Origin of the sequence: Streptomyces monticola (assembly GCF_042665355.1) — a bacterium.
In the GTDB taxonomy this organism is placed as follows: Bacteria; Actinomycetota; Actinomycetes; order Streptomycetales; family Streptomycetaceae; genus Streptomyces; species Streptomyces monticola.
Genome location: NZ_JBHTCF010000003.1, coordinates 291,612 through 310,436, shown reverse-complemented (window position 1 = coordinate 310,436; position 18,825 = coordinate 291,612). Strand labels below are relative to the sequence as shown.

21 protein-coding genes are annotated in these 18,825 nt (G+C 71.0%); 15 read left to right on the top strand and 6 right to left on the bottom strand.

Annotation, left to right across the window (positions count from 1 at the left end):
* Window positions 1–181: 181 nt before the first annotated feature.
* The gene (locus ACFQVC_RS09820; protein WP_381828995.1) at window positions 182–757 is read left to right on the top strand and encodes a DUF6214 family protein; all 576 of its coding nucleotides are present in this window, start codon (window positions 182–184) and stop codon (window positions 755–757) included.
* A 153-nt stretch (window positions 758–910) separates the two neighbouring features.
* On the opposite strand, the gene ACFQVC_RS09815 is transcribed toward ACFQVC_RS09820, so the two are convergent.
* Window positions 911–1,603 carry a DUF305 domain-containing protein gene (locus ACFQVC_RS09815; RefSeq protein WP_381828993.1) on the bottom strand — a complete coding sequence of 231 codons (693 nt, stop codon included), beginning with the start codon at window positions 1,601–1,603 and terminating at the stop codon, window positions 911–913.
* Window positions 1,604–1,780: 177 nt separating this feature from the next.
* Between ACFQVC_RS09815 and ACFQVC_RS09810 the strand changes: the two genes are divergently transcribed.
* On the top strand, window positions 1,781–3,280 hold the full coding sequence (locus ACFQVC_RS09810) for an LVIVD repeat-containing protein (protein WP_381828991.1): 1,500 nt from the start codon (window positions 1,781–1,783) through the stop codon (window positions 3,278–3,280).
* 22 nt (window positions 3,281–3,302) lie between these two features.
* Here the strand turns inward: ACFQVC_RS09810 and ACFQVC_RS09805 are convergent, their stop codons facing one another.
* A complete protein-coding gene (locus ACFQVC_RS09805; RefSeq protein WP_381828989.1) occupies window positions 3,303–3,941 on the bottom strand; it encodes a TetR/AcrR family transcriptional regulator in 639 nt (212 codons plus the stop codon).
* A gap of 379 nt (window positions 3,942–4,320) precedes the next feature.
* Between ACFQVC_RS09805 and ACFQVC_RS09800 the strand changes: the two genes are divergently transcribed.
* Window positions 4,321–4,800: a hypothetical protein gene (locus ACFQVC_RS09800; RefSeq protein ID WP_381828987.1), complete on the top strand. Its 480-nt coding sequence runs from the start codon at window positions 4,321–4,323 to the stop codon at window positions 4,798–4,800.
* Window positions 4,801–4,907: 107 nt separating this feature from the next.
* Here ACFQVC_RS09800 and ACFQVC_RS09795 read toward each other — a convergent pair whose 3' ends face one another.
* Both ACFQVC_RS09795 and ACFQVC_RS09790 read right to left on the bottom strand, forming a co-directional pair.
* Window positions 4,908–5,378, bottom strand: a complete 471-nt coding sequence (locus tag ACFQVC_RS09795; protein WP_381828985.1) for a VOC family protein — start codon at window positions 5,376–5,378, stop codon at window positions 4,908–4,910.
* 31 nt (window positions 5,379–5,409) lie between these two features.
* Window positions 5,410–6,000, bottom strand: a complete 591-nt coding sequence (locus ACFQVC_RS09790) for a Type-2Aa cytolytic delta-endotoxin (protein WP_381828983.1) — start codon at window positions 5,998–6,000, stop codon at window positions 5,410–5,412.
* A gap of 137 nt (window positions 6,001–6,137) precedes the next feature.
* Between ACFQVC_RS09790 and cpt the strand changes: the two genes are divergently transcribed.
* Entirely contained in the window at window positions 6,138–6,671 is a 534-nt protein-coding gene (cpt, locus tag ACFQVC_RS09785) for a chloramphenicol phosphotransferase CPT (protein ID WP_381828981.1), read from the top strand.
* A 31-nt stretch (window positions 6,672–6,702) separates the two neighbouring features.
* Here the strand turns inward: cpt and ACFQVC_RS09780 are convergent, their stop codons facing one another.
* Window positions 6,703–7,251, bottom strand: coding sequence for a hypothetical protein (locus ACFQVC_RS09780; protein ID WP_381828979.1), 549 nt, complete (start codon window positions 7,249–7,251; stop codon window positions 6,703–6,705).
* 163 nt (window positions 7,252–7,414) lie between these two features.
* Window positions 7,415–7,675: a phosphopantetheine-binding protein gene (locus ACFQVC_RS09775; protein WP_381828977.1), complete on the bottom strand. Its 261-nt coding sequence runs from the start codon at window positions 7,673–7,675 to the stop codon at window positions 7,415–7,417.
* A 244-nt stretch (window positions 7,676–7,919) separates the two neighbouring features.
* Between ACFQVC_RS09775 and ACFQVC_RS09770 the strand changes: the two genes are divergently transcribed.
* Genes ACFQVC_RS09770 through ACFQVC_RS09720 form a run of 11 tightly spaced genes read left to right on the top strand, consistent with a single transcriptional unit; the run spans window position 7,920 to window position 18,769 of the window.
* Complete coding sequence (locus ACFQVC_RS09770; protein WP_381828975.1) at window positions 7,920–8,159, top strand: hypothetical protein; 240 nt, start codon at window positions 7,920–7,922, stop codon at window positions 8,157–8,159.
* A 50-nt stretch (window positions 8,160–8,209) separates the two neighbouring features.
* Window positions 8,210–8,971, top strand: a complete 762-nt coding sequence (locus ACFQVC_RS09765; RefSeq protein ID WP_381828973.1) for a tyrosine-protein phosphatase — start codon at window positions 8,210–8,212, stop codon at window positions 8,969–8,971.
* Window positions 8,968–10,329: a B12-binding domain-containing radical SAM protein gene (locus ACFQVC_RS09760; protein ID WP_381828971.1), complete on the top strand. Its 1,362-nt coding sequence runs from the start codon at window positions 8,968–8,970 to the stop codon at window positions 10,327–10,329. Before ACFQVC_RS09765 ends, ACFQVC_RS09760 begins: the two co-directional genes overlap by 4 nt.
* Window positions 10,326–11,420, top strand: a complete 1,095-nt coding sequence (locus tag ACFQVC_RS09755; protein WP_381828969.1) for an aminotransferase class I/II-fold pyridoxal phosphate-dependent enzyme — start codon at window positions 10,326–10,328, stop codon at window positions 11,418–11,420. The genes ACFQVC_RS09760 and ACFQVC_RS09755 overlap by 4 nt, the downstream gene beginning before the upstream one ends.
* 17 nt (window positions 11,421–11,437) lie before the next feature.
* A complete protein-coding gene (locus tag ACFQVC_RS09750) occupies window positions 11,438–13,318 on the top strand; it encodes a hypothetical protein (protein ID WP_381828967.1) in 1,881 nt (626 codons plus the stop codon).
* The gene (locus ACFQVC_RS09745) at window positions 13,315–13,986 is read left to right on the top strand and encodes a 2OG-Fe(II) oxygenase (RefSeq protein ID WP_381828965.1); all 672 of its coding nucleotides are present in this window, start codon (window positions 13,315–13,317) and stop codon (window positions 13,984–13,986) included. The genes ACFQVC_RS09750 and ACFQVC_RS09745 overlap by 4 nt, the downstream gene beginning before the upstream one ends.
* Complete coding sequence (locus tag ACFQVC_RS09740; protein WP_381828963.1) at window positions 13,983–14,573, top strand: P-loop NTPase family protein; 591 nt, start codon at window positions 13,983–13,985, stop codon at window positions 14,571–14,573. The genes ACFQVC_RS09745 and ACFQVC_RS09740 overlap by 4 nt, the downstream gene beginning before the upstream one ends.
* Window positions 14,566–15,363, top strand: coding sequence for an HAD family hydrolase (locus ACFQVC_RS09735; RefSeq protein WP_381828961.1), 798 nt, complete (start codon window positions 14,566–14,568; stop codon window positions 15,361–15,363). The genes ACFQVC_RS09740 and ACFQVC_RS09735 overlap by 8 nt, the downstream gene beginning before the upstream one ends.
* Window positions 15,360–16,754: a hypothetical protein gene (locus ACFQVC_RS09730; protein ID WP_381828959.1), complete on the top strand. Its 1,395-nt coding sequence runs from the start codon at window positions 15,360–15,362 to the stop codon at window positions 16,752–16,754. The genes ACFQVC_RS09735 and ACFQVC_RS09730 overlap by 4 nt, the downstream gene beginning before the upstream one ends.
* A 15-nt stretch (window positions 16,755–16,769) precedes the next feature.
* Window positions 16,770–17,501: a 2OG-Fe(II) oxygenase gene (locus ACFQVC_RS09725; RefSeq protein ID WP_381828957.1), complete on the top strand. Its 732-nt coding sequence runs from the start codon at window positions 16,770–16,772 to the stop codon at window positions 17,499–17,501.
* A gap of 5 nt (window positions 17,502–17,506) precedes the next feature.
* Window positions 17,507–18,769 (top strand): MFS transporter, encoded by a 1,263-nt coding sequence (locus ACFQVC_RS09720; protein WP_381828955.1) that lies wholly within the window; start codon window positions 17,507–17,509, stop codon window positions 18,767–18,769.
* Window positions 18,770–18,825: the final 56 nt, after the last annotated feature.

The window sequence follows — 18,825 nt, the reverse complement described above, 5'->3', positions numbered from 1 at the left end:
CGGGCTGCGCCGTCGGGGTGCCTCCTCATCTGATCGTGTGTGTGCCATTGATCGCGTGCGTGCCATGAATGACCGTACGTGATCACACAGCTACGGTTCCGCTGTGCGGGAGAGTTCTTATAGCTATGACGCTGATCACTATCGACCGAATGCTGAGGGGCGAGCTAATGGCGCGGTCACTGTGTGGCCACAGTGGGAACTGCAGGGCCACGGCAGCGCCTCCACCGGCCACCTCGCCGCGGGCCGTGCGGAGCTCGGCCGGATCGAGGAGATCCCGTACGCGGACTATCTGCCGCCCTGGTTCAACGTCCGGCTCACCTTTGACGACGGCGCCAGGATCGACGTACTCGCCGTGGTGTCCGAAGGCGGCATCGCCATCGAGGACATGAGGGCGCAGCCGCCGCTCTCCCTGGACGGATTCGCGGCCCTCGCGGACTGGCTGGAGGGCCCGTTGCGCGATGCCTGCCGGGTCGTGGCCGAACAGCACGCGGGTGGCTGCGACCCGGTCAGGGCCGAGTGCTGCGGACACGAGTACGTGGACGAGCCGTCCGCCCGGCACCGGGCCAGGCCGTCGTGGCCGCGCGGCGGCGCCGGACGGCGGATCGTCGCCGACGCCTACCGGGCCGCGCAGGAGGAGGGGCGGGACCCCGTGCTCGCGGTGATGTGCGCGACCGGCCGCAGCCGCCGCAAGTCGCTCAAGCTGATCGCGGCTGCGCGGGACGCGGGATATCTGGCGCCGCGTCACAACCGCCGCTGAGCGCCCTCGTCGGGCGGGCGCGGACGCTGCGGCCCGGTGCTCACCGACGGCTAGGCACGCCGCCACGACATGCGGTTACGTCCTGCGGTTACGACATGCCGCCACGACCTGCGGTTACGACATGCCGCCACGACCTGCGGCTAGGGCCTGCGGTTACGACATCCCGCGCATCCGGTTGATCTCGCTGGTCTGCTGGGCGATCACGTCGTTGGCCATCTCCTCGATGAGGATGTTGTTGCCCTCGGAGAGGACTTCGGTGGCCATGGTGACGGCGCCGTTGTGGTGCGTGATCATCAGCTTCAGGAACAGCTCGTCGAAGGCCTTGCCCTCGGCCGCGCGCAGCGTCTTGAGCTGGGCGGCGGTCGCCATGCCGGGCATCGGCGCATCGCTGTGGCCGTGCTCGTGCCCGCCCGAGCCGCCGTCCTCCTCGGCCTTCTCCTTGCCGCCGTTGTTCTTGATCCAGCCCTTCATGGCGTCGATCTCCGGGCCCTGACCCGCCTTGATGCGCTCGGCGAGCCGCTTGACCCGAGTGGACTCGGCGCGATCCGGGGCGAGTTCGGTCATGGTGAGCGCCTGTGCGTGGTGCTCGATCATCATCTGGGCGTAGGTGAAGTCGGCCGAGTTGGGGGTGTCGTCATCGTGCTTCTTGGCGGCTTCCTCGGGGGAGAGCTTCTTCGCCTCCTCACCCGGCTTTCCGGGGGCGATGACCGAGGGGCCGGCCTGTTTGCCGCCCTTGTTCTGCGCGTCGTCGCCCGATGAGTCGCAGCCCGTCAGGGCAAACGCGAGGACCACCGCGACCGCGGCGGTGACGGAGCGGGCAGAGAGGGGTCCCCGGCGGTTCGGCACAACTGCCTCCTGTGGCGCACGTGATGGCGGATGACAGGTTCTAGCACGCTTCCGTACGGCAATGATCAAAAACTTCGATTACAAGTACGTTGCCATCTGTTGAGATGGGCATGTCGAGCACGATACTGCCGGTGTCCGTGAACCGTTCAATCCTGAACGGCGACTAGGGAGGACGCAGTGACCCTGTTGAACGAACCCCGAGCACGGCTCAGACGCTTGGGCGTCCTGGCCGCGACCGCCGGGCTCGTCGCCACTCTCCTGACCGCAGGCCAGGCCGGCGCGACGCCCGACCCCGGCGACGCGCCGACGTCCCGCGAGGTATCCAAGAGCGAGCAGGCCGACGCGGAGGCGGCGATACGCAGCGGCGAGATACCCGCGCCGAACGAGATCGTCCACTCCGACAACATCGAGCACCTCGGGAACATCCCCAAGGACGCGCTGCCGGGCACGAATTCGGACCTTGCCTTCCAGGGCAGGTACGCCTTCGCCGGCAACTACGACGGCTTCCGGATCTTCGACATCAGCAACCCGAAGGCACCGAAGACCGTCGCCCAGGTCCTGTGTCCGGGCTCGCAGAACGACATCTCGGTCTCCGGGAATCTGCTGTTCCTGTCCACCGACTCCTCGCGCAGCGACAGCTCCTGCAGCAGCACCACCCAGCCCGCGACGGAGAAGTCCTCGTGGGAGGGCATGAAGGTCTTCGACATCAGCGACAAGGCGAACCCGAAGTATGTCGCCGCCGTCGAGACCGCCTGCGGCTCGCACACCCACACGCTGGTGCCCGAGCGGAAGAACGTCTACGTGTACGTCTCCTCGTACTCGCCCAACGCGACGTTCCCCGACTGCCAGCCGCCGCACGACGGCATCTCCGTCATCAAGGTGCCGCGCAAGGCTCCCGAGAAGGCGGCGGTCGTCGGCTTCCCGGTGCTCTTCCCCGGTGAAGGACCCGACGGCGGCGGCAACCCGGGCGGGCCCACCAACCCGGGTGTCTCCAAGACCACCGGCTGCCACGACATCACCGTGCTGCCCTCCAAGGACCTCGCGGCGGGCGCCTGCATGGGTGACGGCATCCTCTTCGACATCGAGAACCCCGAAGAGCCGAAGGTCATCGACCAGGTCCAGGACAATGTGAACTTCGCGTTCTGGCACTCGGCGAGCTTCAACCAGAAGGCCAACAAGGTCGTCTTCACCGATGAGCTCGGCGGCGGCGGCGCGGCCACCTGCAACGAGGCCACCGGGCCCAACCGCGGTGCCGACGGCATCTACGAGATCAAGGGCAAGGGTGACGACCGCAAGCTGGTCTTCAAGAGCTACTTCAAGATCCCGCGCCACCAGGCGGACACCGAGAACTGCGTCGCCCACAACGGCTCGCTGATCCCGGTCAAGGGCAAGGACATCATGGTCCAGGCCTGGTACCAGGGCGGTGTCTCCGTCTGGGACTTCACCGACTCGGCCAAGCCCAAGGAGATCGCGTACTTCGAGCGTGGCCCGCTGTCCACGGACGCCCTGGTGGGCGGCGGTTCCTGGTCGGCGTACTACTACAACGGCTACATCTACTCGAACGACATGGTCAAGGGCTTCGACGTCCTGAAGATCAATGACCGTCGTACGGATCCCGCGAAGAAGGTCCGTCTGCACGAGCTCAACGTCCAGACGCAGCCGGACTACTTCGACTAGTTCGCAGCCGGTCCCGGCCTGCTCAGCCGACGAGCACGGAACGCGTCCCGTCGGGCGGCTTCTCGCCCGGCGGGACGCCGAGCTCCCAGTCCAGGCCGAAGCGCTGGAACAACTCGGCCCGCAAGGTCGCCACCGGCATCGGCGCACCGGGGAGCAGCACCGCGAACACCGCGCCCATCAGCAGGGCCCGCAGCAGCGGATACTCCGAGTCCACGTCCTGTGCGCCATACCGCTGGACGGTGTCACGCAGCAGCTCCGCGAGGCGCTGCTGCTCGGGACACTGCCGGAAACCCTCGGCCTGCAATATCCCCGCCATGTGCGTACGCATCAGCACCGGCCGCTCCTGGGCGAGCCCCAGAATCGCGTCGATGGCCCGCGCGAGCCGTTCGTCACCCGCATCGGCCGCGGGCCGTGGCTCCCGCTCGAGTGCCGCCTCCAGGGTGCGGTGCATCAGCCGGTGCACGGCGGACTGAAGGAGCTGGCGCTTGCCGGGGAAGTAGTACGACACCAGGCCGCGAGCGGATCCGGCCAGATCGGCGATGTCACCGAGTGTCGTCGCCTCGTAGCCGCGCTCGCCCACCAAGGTGACCGTCGCGTCCAGTAGCCGCTCCCGGGAACGCCGCCGCAACTCCTCGTTGACCGCTGCGCTTCGGGGGGACATCCTGAAACTCCTGCGTTGACTGGCTCCCAGCCAACTATACTCAGCGCGTGCTGTTCAGGGCCTTCCGGGGCCCCGTTCAGGGCTGCCGTTCGCATTCGGGCGACGCGGGGGATCGTCCGAATGCGAACGGCGATTGCTGCCTCGATGCGCAACACCATCAGTATCAAAGCCCTGGCATAGATGGGTAGTTGCCTGCGGCAGTCAACTTGCGCGGTACGCCTCTCGTTGGATGATCCCAGCCGCGAGTGCCTCCCTGGTTTACGCACTGCCTCGCTGGGATGACACCGGGCTCATACGCCTGCCGGACGCGTCCGCAAGATGCAGCGAACTAGCTTCCTGTGCTGACCTCGACACGCGAGATCGCACAGGGGGGAACATCGTGAGAACCCTGCAGAAGGCGGCACTGGCTGCTGCCGCGGCACTCGTCGGCCTCAGCGCCGCAACCACGCCGGCCGGTGCGGCACCTGTCTCCACCGGCGGCGACCAGGCCGCGCCCATCATTTCCGAGGCCGGCCCCACCGGAGTGCCGACTGCGTCCTGCAGCCACCCCATCAAGCGATGGGGCTACTGGGGCTGCTACAAGGGCGGCCCTGCAACGGCATACGACATCGACTGGGACCGCAACGGGACCTGGGATCAGACCTTCGTGATCGCACCCAACCGGGAAATCTGGCATGTGTGGAAGGGCGCCGGCAGCTGGAAGGAGGTGCCTTACGGCCACGGATACGCCGATCACTTCCTGCAGTTCGATGCTCCCGGAGCCGGCGTCCGGTGCGTCGCAGTGTGGGCGGCGGGCCGCAACTACGTGAACGTCTTCGCCAAGACGTGGCTGGGGTGGCAAGGGGGACTCTGCTACTGAGAGCTCCGCGGGAAGTCCGGTATGCACCCGCGGATGCGTCGTGGCCGGTCGCGCAGTTGTCCGCGCCCCTTTGGGGTACGACGCGCACCGGACTTCCCCCGAGCCGCTCAGCCCGCGCTCGTGCCGGGTCCGCCGCCGTTCGCCGGTGATGTGCTGAAGTCCGGGATCGTCAGGGTGCCGTCTTCGGCCAGGGGGAAGCCGGGGTTGTGGGCCACTTCCCAGGCGTGGCCGTCCGGGTCGGTGAACACGCCCGAGTAGAAGCCGAGTTCCGAGGTGGCGCCCGCCTTGGTGATCCTGCCTCCGGCCCGCTCCGCGGTGCTGAGCAGGGCGTCGACCTCGGCTGCGGAGCGCACATTGTGGGCCAGGGCGATACCGCCGAAGCCCGTGCCTGGGCCGTCCGGGACGCCGCAGTCCGCGGCCAGTTTCCGCCGGCTCCACAGGACGAACCCGAGGCCGCCCGCCTGGAAGAAGACCGTCTCCTCGATCTCCTGCCCGCGCCAGCCGAGCGCTTCGTAGAAGGAGCGGGCGCGGGCCAGGTCGGTGACGCCCAGGGTGATCAGGCTGATGCGCTGTTCCATACGGCCACCGTAGACCCGTCGGCCACGCGGCTCAGCGCAGCGGCTGCCGTACGCACAGCGCGTCGAGCCGGATCGCGAACGGGGCCGTGTCCTCGACGGCGAGGGCGAGGACCGCGTCCCGGCCCAGACCCACCGTGACATGCACGGAGAACGCGATCACATACACGAACCCCTCGGTCTCCTCGTCCTGCAGCGCGAACAGCAGGTGGTAGTCGTACCCCGTGCTGTCGGCATCCGTGGCCGTGAACACCAGGTGCGGTGCGTCCTGTTGCTCGCCGAGGCCGACGAACACGCGGGTGAGCGCTTCCTCGGCCCGCTCCCAGAACGCCTCGTTGCCGAAGGGCCGTGTCAGGGCCTGGCGTACGGCCTCCTTGAGTGTGAGCACCATGACATGGGCGGGCGCCTGCTCCTGCAGGCCGAAGCCGGGGATGATCCGGACGATCGAACCGTCGGGGAGATCCTTCGCGGCCTGCTGCACGGGCCCGAAGCGGTAGGTCTGCGCCGAGGGGGCCAGCGCCTCCTGGAAGCGCGCCTCGATGTCCCGTACCTGGCCGAGGTGGTCCGGGCCCACCTCGACCAGCGTCTTGAATCCGGCCGTCGTGGCAACTGTCTGGTCCGTCATGTCCCCGCTCCCGCTCCCGCGCACTTCACAGTGGATCAATTTGCAGCGGACAGTATGCACTTGCGGCCGACAGGAGGGTGGGGCCGTCTCGTCTTGCGGTCGTGGCGGCCTGGTGCGGCACGTCCTACTGTGGCGTGGTGACGACTCGGATGATCATTCTCAACGGTGGTTCCAGCTCGGGGAAGTCCGGGATCGTACGGTGCCTGCAGGCCGTACTGCCGGACCCGTGGCTGGCGTTCGGGTGCGACTCGTTCGTCGACGCCCTGCCCGCGAAGATGCAGGCATCCGACGCGGGGATCGAGATCGCGCAGGACGGCGAGGTACGGATCGGGGCGGAGTTCCGGGCGCTGGAGGCGGCCTGGACGGAGGGTGTCGTCGCGATGGCCCGCGCGGGCGCCAGGATCATCGTCGACGATGTGTTCCTCGGCGGCGCCGCGTCCCAGGAGCGGTGGCGCAAGGCGCTCGGAGAACTCCCCGCCCTGTGGGTCGGCGTCCGGTGCGAGAGCGCGATCGCGGCGGGCCGCGAGCTCGCACGCGGAGACCGGGCCGAGGGCATGGCCGCGATGCAGGCGGAAGCCGTGCACGAGGGGATCCTCTACGACCTGGAAGTGGACACGTCGCACACCGAGTCCCTGGCGTGCGCGCGGACCATCGCCGCCCGCGTCGGCTGACGGCCGCGGCGGCGCACCGGGCCGCTGTCCGCTACAGGGCCACGGTCAGGGTGATCGGGCCCCCGACGGAGGTCAGCCCTTCCGGGGTCAGGCACGCGGTCAGATCGGAGTTCAGGAGCGCCTTGGTCTGCACGACCGTCGCTCCGGTGAACAGCCCTGATGTCACCGTGCCCGTCAGGACCAGGACCGTGATCCCGTTGGGCTTGACGTTGATCGCGCCGGTGCCCGTGACGACGCTGTGCCGCCCATTGCTCCAGTGGTAGGTCGTGGAATTGGAGACGCTGCCCGTGACGCAGCTCGCCGTACCGTGGCCGGCCCCGGAGAAGGACGCGCCGGCGATGCCGTTGCCACTGAGGTCCACGCACCCGGACACATTGCCGTTCGCCTCGAAAGCGACCTCGCGTGGCTCGTAGGTGAGGCCCGGGCTGTAGGTGCCGACCTGGCTGCCCATGGGACAGGTGATGTCGACCAGCGGAGCGGCTGAAGCGGGCCGTGCACCGGTCACGGAGACGGTGCCGAGCATCGCGAGAAGTGCTCCCAGGAACACCGGAATCCCGCGCAGATGATGACGCTTCATCATGCAACTCCCTTGGCTGTGTCGATAGTCGGGGGAGTCGTTGTCCTGGCTGTCCGCCCCGAAACGCCCGTGCTCCAGGTGTCCACCTCCGAGTGAACCGATACCGGCCAACCTTCTGTTCGGCCGTCCTTTCGCTAGGCCGTCCTTTCGCTCGGCCGGCTGCCGCTCAGCCGACCTGCTGCAGGTGCGCCGACGTCACGATGAACGCGTCGATCGTGCGCACCGACCGGAAGTGCTCCGGTTCCAGGACGAGTTCCTCGCGCCGCACGCCGTAGCCGTCACAGATCCACGAGATCAGCTTCAGCACGCCCAGGCTGTCGAGGACGCCGTGCTCCAGCAGGTCGAGGTCCGGGTCGAGTTCGGCCGCCGTGGTTCCCGGCAGAAACTCGGAGACGAGGAACTCCGTGATGGGCCCGGCGTGCTGCATATCGGATCTCCTAGGTAGACGCCGTCGGTTGTGCGGCTCCTGAATAGCATTGTGCACGCCTCCACTTGAGATTCGGTCCGGTCGTGAGAAAAGCGGTCCAGGGCCGGTTGAGTCCTCCTCGTATGGCGATGGAGTCGCCCGATGCCTTCTTGCCAGGGTGGCAGAGAGTTGTCAGTCTTCAATGCGGGCACCGCAAGTCTGCACATTCCCCTCTGGATAATCCCGTTGGAGAAGGAGGACATTTATGTCTGACCGAGCCGACATAAACGAGCAGCCGGACGGCTGGAACACCGAGATCGCCCAGGACGTCTCCGCGGACTGGGACACCGAGATCGCGCAGGACGTCTCCGCCGACTGGGACGCCGAGAACGACGCGATCATCGAGAACGACATCGCGCGTGACATCAACCCCGGCATGCGTGCGAACAACAACATCGCGAACAACAACATCGCGAACACCAACATCACGCGCGACACGGAGTGACCGGGAGCTGGGGCGCGGGGGCCGCTCGCGTCCCAGCGCTCGCGCACCTCGTGAACACCCGCGACATCGGCGGAATCCCGCTGCCCGGCGGTCGACTGCGTACGGCCGGCGGAATGGTGGTGCGCACGGCCGCTCTGAATTCCCGTATACCCGCGGTCATTTCTGATGCGGCGGGGGTGCGAGCCGTGCGGGCCGGGTACCGCGAACCGGTGCGGCGGATTCACTTCCTCGATCTGCGGTCGGCCTTGGAAATTCATTCGGCAGCGGAATTCGACGCCGTCGAGGAATTCCCGGCCGAAGTGGTCGTCCAGCGTATTCCGCTGACCGATCCGGCAATCCGGCGGCCGCAGCCCGCGCAGCGCGACGCCGAGTATTTCGCCCGGCAGTACCTCCGTATGATCCCGGCGGCGGGGCCGGTGCTCGACGCGCTGCTGCGTGCCGTGGCCGCCGCCGAAGGGCCCGTCGTCGTCGGCTGCCGCCTGGGCAAGGACCGTACCGGTCTCGTGGTGCTGCTCCTGCTGCGGCTGCTCGGCGTCGACGACCACGCCAACTGCCGGGAGTTCCGGCGCACGGGCGAGGACTTCACGGCACGGGCCGACTGGGTCGCCCGGTACGCGGCCGGGCGCGGCGAGCCCGCCGCCCAGGTCATGCGCCGGTGCGTGCTGCCGCCGAGCGTGCCCGCGCGCACCCTGCGCCATCTCGACCGGCACGCGCCGGGCCCCGCGGCCCTCGCACGACTCCTTGGCATCGACGCGGCCGTCCTGGAGCAGGCCCGCCCGCGGCTGACGGAACCGAAAGGGGAAGACACGTGAAGGTCCTGGTCCTCTGGCCGCCTCATGTGCCGAGCTACTTCAACGCCGGGCACCACATCAGCACGTTCCTGACAGCGGGCCATCTGCGCACCCTCGACGCGGTGGACAGTGTGCGCGCCATCGACGCGGGCGCGCTCAACTACACCTGGAAGGAGCTCGGCGACCTGCTCTTCCAGGAGCGGTTCGACGTCATCGCCGTCATCAACGACTTCGACAACGTCGACGACCTGCCCCGGCTCCTGAAGTACGTGCGCACACTCTCGCCCGGCACCAAGGTGGTCACCGCCGGGCGGCTCAGCGCGCAATCCCCGCTCTCCTTCCGCGAGTTCGACCTGGACGCGGTCGTCGTCGGCGGCGGTGACCCGGAGGCCGGCGTCGCCGCGTACGTCCGCCATCTCGCCGAACCGTCGGGCCCGCCGCCCGCCGGTGTCGCGCTGCGCGGCCAGGACCCCGCGCAGGCGCCCGCCGGGCTGTTCCTGCGGCCCGACGCATGGGTGCTGCCTGACGTCACCGAGATTCCGTACGAGGCCTACGAACGCCTCTACCAGCGGGACCAGAACAAGTTCTGCGGCATCCCACAGCGCCGCGAACTCGTCGTCCCGGCGGCGCGCGGCTGCCCGGTCAACTGCTCGTTCTGCGAAGTCCCCACCTTCCAGGGCCTGAAGGACCGCAGACTCACCGTCGAGCGCACCCTCGGCTACATCGAGGAGAGCTTCGCCCGGCACCCCTTCGAATACGTCGCCTTCTACGCACCCACCTTCACGCTCGACCGCAAGTGGACCGCGCACCTGTGCCGCGAACTCATCGCCCGCGGCAGCAAGTACCCCTGGAAGTGCGCCACCACCATCGCCCACCTCGGGGACGAGCTGCTCGACCTGATGGCCCGCTCCGGCTGTGTGCGCGTGAGCGTCGGCGTCGAGACCCTGGACCCGGCAGGGCACGACGCGCTGCCCCGTCTGAAGCGCCTTGAGCAGGAGCGCTACGAACGGCTCGCCGCGTCCTGCGCCCGCCTCGGCGTGGAGCTCAACTGCTTCGTCATCGTGGGCCTTCCCGGCACCACCGTCGCGGGCACCGCGCACACCGCCCACACCATCCGCGCCGCACAGGGACGCGTACGCCCCACCGTGTACTCGTCGATGGACCGGCTGCGCGCGGCCGCGAGCCCCGAGGAGGCCGCCGCGTTCAACCGGCAGCTCCTGCACCCCGACGACGTACCGGACGCGGAGACCGCACAGTCCCTGTACGGCCTCGTGTACGGGCGCGAGGACTGGGTCACGCCCGTCACGGAACGTGTCCCTCAGCGCGGCACAGATGCTGTTCCCGAGCGGAGCACCGAAAGCCTGGAGCGCGCCCGGTGACCGCCGCGCCCGCCCTCGAAGCTCTCCTGCCGCCGGGCGTCACCGTGCGCGAGCGGCGCGCCGCCGACCCCCGGACCAACCTCAGCTCCAACGAGCTGTACCACCCGCGGGCCGCGGGCCTCGTCGCGGAACTGATCGACGGCTTCGACCCGGCGACACTCGGCCACTACCCGGTGCAGGAACCCGCCGCCGAGGCGGCGGGCGCCCTGCTCGGCCTCGACCCGGCGCACCTGCTGCTCGCCGCGGGCTCCGACTCCGTCATCCGGCTGCTGCTCGCCTCCCTGCGCGGCCACTTCCCCGGCGGGATCCTGCTGCAGGAACCCAACTACGAGGCGTGGACACAGGCCGCCGAATCGCCGCACTGGCACATCGAACGCCGCGCAAGCCCCGACGCCACCGCCACCGGCTCGGTCGAGGCCGTGCAGCGCGCCGCGGCCACGGCGGCACCCGCCCTGGTCGTGGTCTCCTGGCCCAACGGACCCGCGGGCCACACCCCGCCCCTCGGACAGATCGCCGAACTGGCGGACCAGTGCGCCCGCAAGGGGCATCTCCTGATCGTCGACGGCTGCTACGCGGGCTTCGCGGGGAGCCCCCTCGATGTGGCCCGACTCGCGGGCGAACACTGCCTGGTGCTGCTCAGCTGGTCGAAGATGTTCGGCTTCGCGGGCGGCCGGCTCGCCGTCGCGGGCGGCGGCCCCGCGCTGATCCACCGGCTGCGCGCCGCACGGCAGGAGGACCACGTCGGCGTCCTCGCGCTGCACGCCCTGTCCCGCACCGCCCGCGTCTACGACCGGTTCACCGGCATCTGGCGGGACATCGCCCGCACCCGGGAGGCGATACGTCAGCGCCTCGGCGCCCACGGCATCGCGGTACCGCCCTCCGGCGGCAACTTCCTCCATGTGCCGCGGCCGACGGCCGCCGGCGCCGCCGAGCTGACGGCCGCGCTGTCCCGGGCCGGTTACCGCGTACGCGACATGGGCGCGACGACCGGGCTCGAACGGCATGTGCGGTTCACGGTGGCCCACGGCCCGCTCGGCGCGCACTTCCTGGACACCCTGGAGAGCGCGCTCACGGCAGGTGAGGCGGCATGACCCGGACCACGTCTCCCATGACCACGTCTCCCATGACCGGGGCCACGGACCGTGCGGCGGCGGCCGACGGCGGCCGACGGGCCGTCGCGGAGTGGTACGGCATCGGGGCGCCGGACGACGGCGGACATGACGCCCAGACGTCTTACGATGCCGTCACCGCCCCCTACCCCCTGCTCAGCCCCGTCACCGGGCCCGACGACACGAGTGCGCCCGACGACCTCAACGGCCTGTACCGGAACCTGAACTCGCGTACCGACGGCGTCCTCGGGCTCGGGCCTGAGGGTGTCCGCTTCACCCGGGCCAAGGGAAAGCGGCTCGGCGCCGTCGCATGGCCCCACGACACGCTCCTCGTGGACACCCTGCACGGCACCCGCATCGTCGACGGCGAGGAACGCGCCCTGGACGGAGCCGAGGTGCGGCACATCCTCACCGCGGGAGTGCGGCAGCTCGTGGTCGTCGCGCACGGCGACGGCGGCCATCTCGACCTCGGCGAACTGGTGGCCTGCGGCCTCTACACAGAGGTCGAGCTGGACCTCGCCACCGGCCTTCCCCTGGAGCGCGGCTGCCGCGCAGGCGCCGCCTGCAAACGCGCCCGGCGCCAGAGCGACGTCGTCCTGTGCTCGGACATCAGGGCGGGCACCGTGTACCTCGTCGCCTGCAAGGCGGGCAGCCTCGTCGACCCCGCCTTTCCGTCCACGACCAATGTGGCGGTCGGCTTCCTCGACGGATACGCCGCCACCGTCGTCGCGCCCGCGGGCAACGCCTCAGCGTCCCCGGCCATCACCCGCGGCCTGCACGTGCTGGCGCGGGGCGCCGCGCCCGCGCGGGTGCGGGAGTACCTGGACGACGTATCGGGACGGGGCCGGGTCCGCTACCGCCTCTTCGGCGCCCCTTCGGCGTCCGCCCCGTCTGCGCCCACGGTGACCGGGCCCGCCGCGGACCCCGAGACGCTGTCCGCCGACGGGACCACCGTCCGCAGAAGCCGTGAACTCCCGCCGGGGGAGCGGCACTTCGCCGTCCGGGTGCTGGACGACGTACCGCTGCGGCCCGGTGCCGACAGCGTCTACGGGCACCGGCACCACGTCCTGCCCGCCACCGCACCCGAGGCCACGCTGCGGATCGCGCCCGACTGGGGTCCGCGCCCCGCCGACCTGGACGCGCACCGCGCCGACCTGGACCGGATGCGGCTGCTGTACGGGCAGTTGAGCACCGCGCTCGTGGCGGTGCCGGGACACGAGCGGGCACTCGCGCTCGGCGAGCGGCTCGCGGATCTGCGCCGGCGCCACGAGGCCTCCCGTTTCACCGCCGTACGCAGGCTCGCCAACGGCGCCACGCACGGCCTCGTCACCCACCCCGGCGGCCCCGAGGCCACCCGGCAGCTCCTGGGTGCCTGGGCGGGCACGGTCGCGGAGACCCTCGAACTGCTCCTGGACCGCGCCGACCCCGGCGACCTGCTGACCTCCGCGATGTGGCGGGAACGGGAACGCACCGGTCACGAAGGGTGCGAGGTCTGCGGGCAGCGCCTGCACGTCACCGACTACCGCGATCTGCTCGGCGGTTCCGGGTACCAGCGGCACGACTGCCCGCACTGCGGCAACCGCCGGCTGACCCCCGACACCGGCCGCTCCTGTGTCACCTTCCGGCTCGTGCCGGGGCCGCGGCCCGCCCTTGAGGTCAACCCCGAGACGGAACACGGGAGGTGCCATGTGGTGTGGAAGGCCGCGTTCAAGAACAGCGCGGTGAGCCACCCGCCGCGCCGTGCCGAACTCGGCAGCACGCCCGAGCGGCTGCCGCTGCCGGTCCCGGACGACCTGACCGACCAGATGCACACCCTCAAGGCCGCCGTGGTCAGCGGATCCGAGGTGTGGGTGTGGCGGACACGATGGAGGGTGCGGTGACGACACCTCTGCGCCCGGCCGGTTCGGCAGTGTTGGTGCGCCCTGAGCCCACACAACTGCATCAACTGCCCTTCCCGCACGCGGTGTTCGACCCCGGGGCCCTGCTCGCGCCCGCGACCGCCGCCCGGCTCGCCGCCACCTTCCCGGCCGGGCTGCTGCGCACCGCCACCACGGCAGGCCAAGAGCGCCGCAGCGACAAGACGTACGCCGTGAACGCCTTCACGCTCCACCACCACGGCCGCACCGCGCCCGAAGCGGACCGCCTGGACGACAGCTGGCGACGGCTCACCGGCGAACTCGCCGCGCCGGACTACGGCCGCCGTATCTGCAAGCTGCTCGGACTGCCCGACGCGGACATCACCGTGGAGCTGCGTCTCACCGAGTATGTGCGCGGCGGCTGGATGTCCCGGCACACCGACAGGCCCGACAAGGCGTTCTCGCAGAACATCTACCTGTGCCCCGGGTGGCGGCCGCAGTGGGGCGGCGGCCTCGGGCTGTACGCGGAGCCCCGACAAGCCCTGCCGGTACGGACGTTCACGCCCGGTGGCGGCAACTCCCTGGCCTTCGCCCGCTCCGACGACTCCTGGCACGAGGTGTTCCCGGTGACCGCGCAGGCCCGTGCCCCGCGCCGCGCGCTGCTCGTCCACGCCTACTGGGGCAGGCCGTGATGGAGGCGGTGGAGAAGGGCGGGCTGAGGATCGTCGTCGCGGGGCCGCCCGGAGCGGGCAAGACCCGGCTCGCCGTGCGGCTCGCCGCCCGCACCGGACTGCCGCTGTACGACCTGGACGACCTGTACTGGGGCCCCGGCTGGAGCAGCCCCGGGCCCGGGGAGTGGCAGATCCGGCAGCAGTCGGTCACCGGCACGGACCGCTGGATCATCGCCGGGAACTTCCAGGCCACCCTCGACGTGCGACTGCGCCGCGCCACCCACCTGGTCGTCCTCGACCCCGGGCCCGCCGTATGCCTGGCGCGGCTGGTCCGCAGGACGCTCGGCATCTATCTGGGGCACGTCGACGCGCTGCCTCAACACCTGCGCGCCGACGGGCGGTTCAGCGCCGGGCGGGGCTTTCGCGGCATCGCCCGTACCGCGTCGAGGTACCGGCGCGTCGAACTGCCGGCCACGCGCCGCCTCGCCGCCGGGCACGGAGTGCGGGTCCTGTACGCGGGTGGCCGCACCGCGGACGCCGCGGGGATCGCCGCCCGGCTCCAGGGGGAGTCCGCCGCCCACTTCCAGGGAGGAGCAGCCGATGGCTGACCCGCTGATCCGCAAACCGGTGCACGCCGTGGCCTTCGACTTCTTCGGCACGCTGGGGCACTGGCAGCCCGGCACCGTCGGCAGCCCCGCGCAGGCCCTGTACGCCGCCGCCGAGAACCGCGAGCGGCTCGACACCCGGCACCTGGTCGACCTGGTCGAAGGCCTCAACGGCAGCGCCCAGTTCGACACGGAGCCGAGCCCCGACGAGTACGCCGCGTGGGAGACGCGCACCTGGCGTGCGGCGGCCGACTACGCCGGGGTGCCCGTCACCCCGCAACTCCTCGACGAACTGCGCGAGATCATCACGCGGCGCAGTCTCGTGCTGTACCCCGATGTGCTCCCGGCCCTCGAAGCGCTGCACGAACTCGGCATCCCCTGGGTGCTGTGCTCCAACGCCTCACCGGATGTCGAGGGCAAGCTGCGCACCCTGCTGCCCGCGGCCCTGGCGCCGCGGGCCTGCGCGGTGTCCTGCCGGGTCGGCGCGCGCAAACCGCACCCGCGCATCTTCGCCGCTGCGCTGCGGCAGCTGCGTCCCTACGACGCCGGACAGGTCCTGTTCGTCGGCGACCGCGTCGACTGCGACGTGGCAGGACCGGCCGCAGCGGGCTTCCAGACCGCGTTCCTGGACCGCACGGCACAGCTGTCCGACGCCCCGCCGTCCGGCGCCACGGTGTCCGGCGCCCCGCCGTCCGGCGCCACGGTGTCCGGCGCCACGGTGCCGGGTCATCCGCACACCCCCGTATGGCGGGATCTGCAGCCGCTCGCCGCCACCTTGAAGGAGCTGTCATGAGCGTGGACGCCCTGCCCAGACCGGCCGCCCCGCACGACACCGGTGTACTGACGGTGCGCGGCGGCGTACCCGTCGACGGCACCGTGTCGGTCTCCGGCTTCAAGCATGTGCAGGTCCTCGCCGTCGCGTACGCCATCGGGGCCGGGCGCCGCACCGTGCTCACCAACGTGCCCGACATCCTGGAGACCCGCACCTATCTGCGGCTGCTGCCCCAACTCGGCATCAGCACCACGCAGATGGGATCCAGCCTGCTGCTGGACCCCGGCACCGGCACCGGAAGCCGCATGCGCGCGGGGCAGACACTTCCGGAGTCGGCGGCCGCCATCCACGGCAGCCTCTACCTGCTGCCCGCGCTCCTCGCGGCCCAAGGCCGCGTCGGCTTCTCCGCGTTCGGCGGCTGCCCCATCGGCGGCGGCTCGGACGGCGGCAGGCCCTGGCGGCACATCGTGCGTGTACTCGAGCACTTCGGGGCACGCTACGACGAACGCCGCCGCGAACTGACGCTCGGTCACCAAGGCTTCCAGGCTGGGGAACTCGACCTGGCCCTGTTCGCCGACGACCCGCGCAACCTCACCGGGCCCGAGTACTCCGGAGCCACCAAGGCCGCCCTGCTCGCCGCCGCGTTCGCCGACGGAACCACGGTCCTGCACCGCCCCTACCAGAAGGCCGAGGCCCGTGCCCTGCTCGACCTCATTGCGGCCGACGGCGCCACCGTGACCCGCACCGGCACCAGCGTGGAGATCACCCCGCGGCCGGCGGGGCGCTCCGCCGTGCTCACCTACGATCTGCCGCCCGACCTGCTCGAAGTGGTCACCTGGGCCACCATCGCGGCCGTCACCGGCGGCACCGTCCACCTGGCCAACGTGACACCGCGGACCATCGAGCACGGCCTCGGCCCCGAGTACGCCCTGTGGCGCCGGGCGGGCCTCACGTTCACCCCGGAGGCCTCGGGCGTGACCGTCGCGGGCCCCGATCACGGGGCGTTCGCGCCGCTGCCCGAGATACGGGTCGACCCCGCCTCCGTCTACAGCGACTCCCAGCCGCTGTTCGCCGTCCTCGCCACCCGCTGCCCCGGGCCGACCCGCATCGTCGACGGCGTCTGGTCGGGCCGCTACCACTACCTCGACGGCCTCACCGCGCTCGGCGCCGACGCCCGCCGTGTCCCCGACGGCATCGCCATCGGCCGCTCCGGGCTGCACGCGCCCGCCGCGGGCGCCCATGTCCACGCCACCGATCTGCGCTGCGCCGCCGCACTGGTCGTCGCGGCCCTCGCGAGCAGCGGCGGCGCGGTGCACATCTCCGGCGCCCGCCACCTGGAGCGGGGCTACGACCGGCTGCCCGCGAAGCTCGAAGCGTGCCGCGCAGGCAGCGCGCTCCAGGCCGCCCTCTGACCCGGGGACCGCCCCATGCCCACCATGGACACCGACGCCCAGCACTCCGACACGCTGTACACCGACGTCCAGCACACCGACACGCCGTACACCGAGGCCCCGGGCGCCGACGCCCCGCCCACCGACACGCTGCACGCTCCGCTCCTCGACGGGCTCGCCAACACCCGTCTGCGCAGCGCCCCTTGGCGGTACGCCTGGCTCGACCGGGCCGTCGCGCCCGCGTTCGCCGCCGGCCTGGCCGCCGCCTTCCCGTCCGACCGGCTCGACCGGCTCGACCGCAGCGAACGGCGTACCGGGGACAAGACATACCGCCTCGGCACCCACGGCATCGATCTCGGTGACCGGGCGCAGTGGCCCGGCGGGCCCTGGCCGCAGCTGCTCGCGACCCTCGCCTGCCCGGCGTACACCACCGCCGTGGCCCGTCTCACCGGGGTCGATCTCTCCGGGGCGCGCCTTGCCGTCAGCCTGTGGGAGTACGGGAGCGGTGACTGGCTCGCCCCGCACGTGGACAAGGCCGACAAGCTCGTCACGCAGATCCTCTATCTGAGCGCCGGGTGGACCGAGGAGCACGGCGGGCGGCTGCTCGTGCTCGACGGCCCGGACACCGCGCGCACCGTCGCCGCGCACGCCCCCTTGCCGGGCAGCAGTGCGGTACTCGTCAGATCGCGGACGTCCTGGCACGCCGTGGAGAGCCCGGCGTCCGCGGCTCCGCCCCGCCGTTCGCTGACCGCGACGTTCCTGCGGTGAGCGGCATGCACAAGACGGTTTCCGACGCCGTGACCACGCCAACAGGGCGGCAGGGCAAGGCGTTTCACCTGCTGTGGGCCGGCGAGACCGTTTCCCTGTTCGGTACGCAGATCACTCTCGTCGCCCTGCCCCTGACCGCCGTGCTCGTGCTCGGCGCGTCGGGCCCGCAGATGGGCCTGATCACCGCCGCCGGGTGGCTGCCGGTGGTGCTGCTCGGTCTGATCGCCGGCGCCTGGTCGGACCGGCGCGACCAGCGCCGCACCATGATCTTCTGCAATGTCTGCCGGGCCGTCCTGATCGGGGCGGTCCCGCTGCTCTCTTCGCTCGGTCTGCTCACCGTGCCGGTACTGCTCGGGCTGGCCTTCGTCACCGGCTGTTTCAGTGTGTTCTTCGACGTGGCGTATCAGACCCTCGTGCCGCTGACGGTGGGCTCCGACGGCCTGGCGCGGGCCAACAGCCGCCTGGAGATGAGCCGTTCGTTCGCCCAGCTGCTCGGGCCCACCGCCGCGGGCTTTCTCGTCGTGCAGTTCTCCGCGCCCGGGGCCCTGGCCGTGGACGCGGCGAGCTTCGCGGTGTCGGCGGCCTGCATCCTCGCCCTCACGCCACTGTCCCTGCGGCAGAAGGTGTCAACGCCCGCGCCCGGCAGGGGTGTTCGCGGTCTGCGCGCCGATCTCGCCGAGGGGCTGCGCTTCGTCGTCGGCCACCGGCCCATCCTCCTGGTGATCGTCGCGGGCGCGGCGGCCAATCTGTTCACGGCGGGCCTGATGGCCCTGCACGTGCTGTTCGCCGCCCGCGATCTGCAGCTGTCGCCGCGGGTGATCGGGGTGTGCCTGGCGGCGGAAGGGGCGGCGGCACTGATCGGCTCGGCGCTCACGGCCCGGGTGATCCGCCGCTGGGGCGAGCCGAGGACTGTGCTCGCCGGACTCGCGCTGCTCACCTGCGGCGGCTTCATCCTGGCCGCCACCACGCCTGCCTGGTCCTGGGCGGGCTTCGCGGCGGCCCAGTTCGCCTTCGGCTTCAGCTCCCCGCTGATCAACATCGCGCTGGTGACGCTCCGTCAGCGACTCACTCCCGAAGGGGTGCTCGGCCGGGTCAACGCCGTGGCCCGCGTGGGCATCATGTCCAGCCTGCCCATCGGCTCCGCCCTCGCCGGCGCCGCGTCCGGGCTCCTCACCAACCAGGGCGCCCTGGGTGTGTGCGCCGTGGGCCTCGCGGTGGTCCTGGCGGTGGCGGCCAGGCCCCTGCTCGGAGTGGGGCGCGCGGGGTGAGACGGGTGCGGAAACATCGGAGCGATCTGGGGGAGTGGGCTCAACTCGGCCGGAAC

Excerpts from the sequence above, each read along its gene's own strand:
- ACFQVC_RS09805 (WP_381828989.1), bottom strand. The coding sequence starts at position 3,941 with ATGTCCCCCCGAAGCGCAGCGGTCAACGAGGAGTTGCGGCGGCGTTCC.
- ACFQVC_RS09795 (WP_381828985.1), bottom strand. The coding sequence starts at position 5,378 with ATGGAACAGCGCATCAGCCTGATCACCCTGGGCGTCACCGACCTGGCC.
- ACFQVC_RS09790 (WP_381828983.1), bottom strand. The coding sequence starts at position 6,000 with ATGACGGACCAGACAGTTGCCACGACGGCCGGATTCAAGACGCTGGTC.
- ACFQVC_RS09780 (WP_381828979.1), bottom strand. The coding sequence starts at position 7,251 with ATGATGAAGCGTCATCATCTGCGCGGGATTCCGGTGTTCCTGGGAGCA.
- ACFQVC_RS09775 (WP_381828977.1), bottom strand. The coding sequence starts at position 7,675 with ATGCAGCACGCCGGGCCCATCACGGAGTTCCTCGTCTCCGAGTTTCTG.
- ACFQVC_RS09770 (WP_381828975.1), top strand. The coding sequence starts at position 7,920 with ATGTCTGACCGAGCCGACATAAACGAGCAGCCGGACGGCTGGAACACC.
- ACFQVC_RS09750 (WP_381828967.1), top strand. The coding sequence starts at position 11,438 with ATGACCACGTCTCCCATGACCGGGGCCACGGACCGTGCGGCGGCGGCC.
- ACFQVC_RS09735 (WP_381828961.1), top strand. The coding sequence starts at position 14,566 with ATGGCTGACCCGCTGATCCGCAAACCGGTGCACGCCGTGGCCTTCGAC.
- ACFQVC_RS09730 (WP_381828959.1), top strand. The coding sequence starts at position 15,360 with ATGAGCGTGGACGCCCTGCCCAGACCGGCCGCCCCGCACGACACCGGT.
- ACFQVC_RS09725 (WP_381828957.1), top strand. The coding sequence starts at position 16,770 with ATGCCCACCATGGACACCGACGCCCAGCACTCCGACACGCTGTACACC.
- ACFQVC_RS09720 (WP_381828955.1), top strand. The coding sequence starts at position 17,507 with ATGCACAAGACGGTTTCCGACGCCGTGACCACGCCAACAGGGCGGCAG.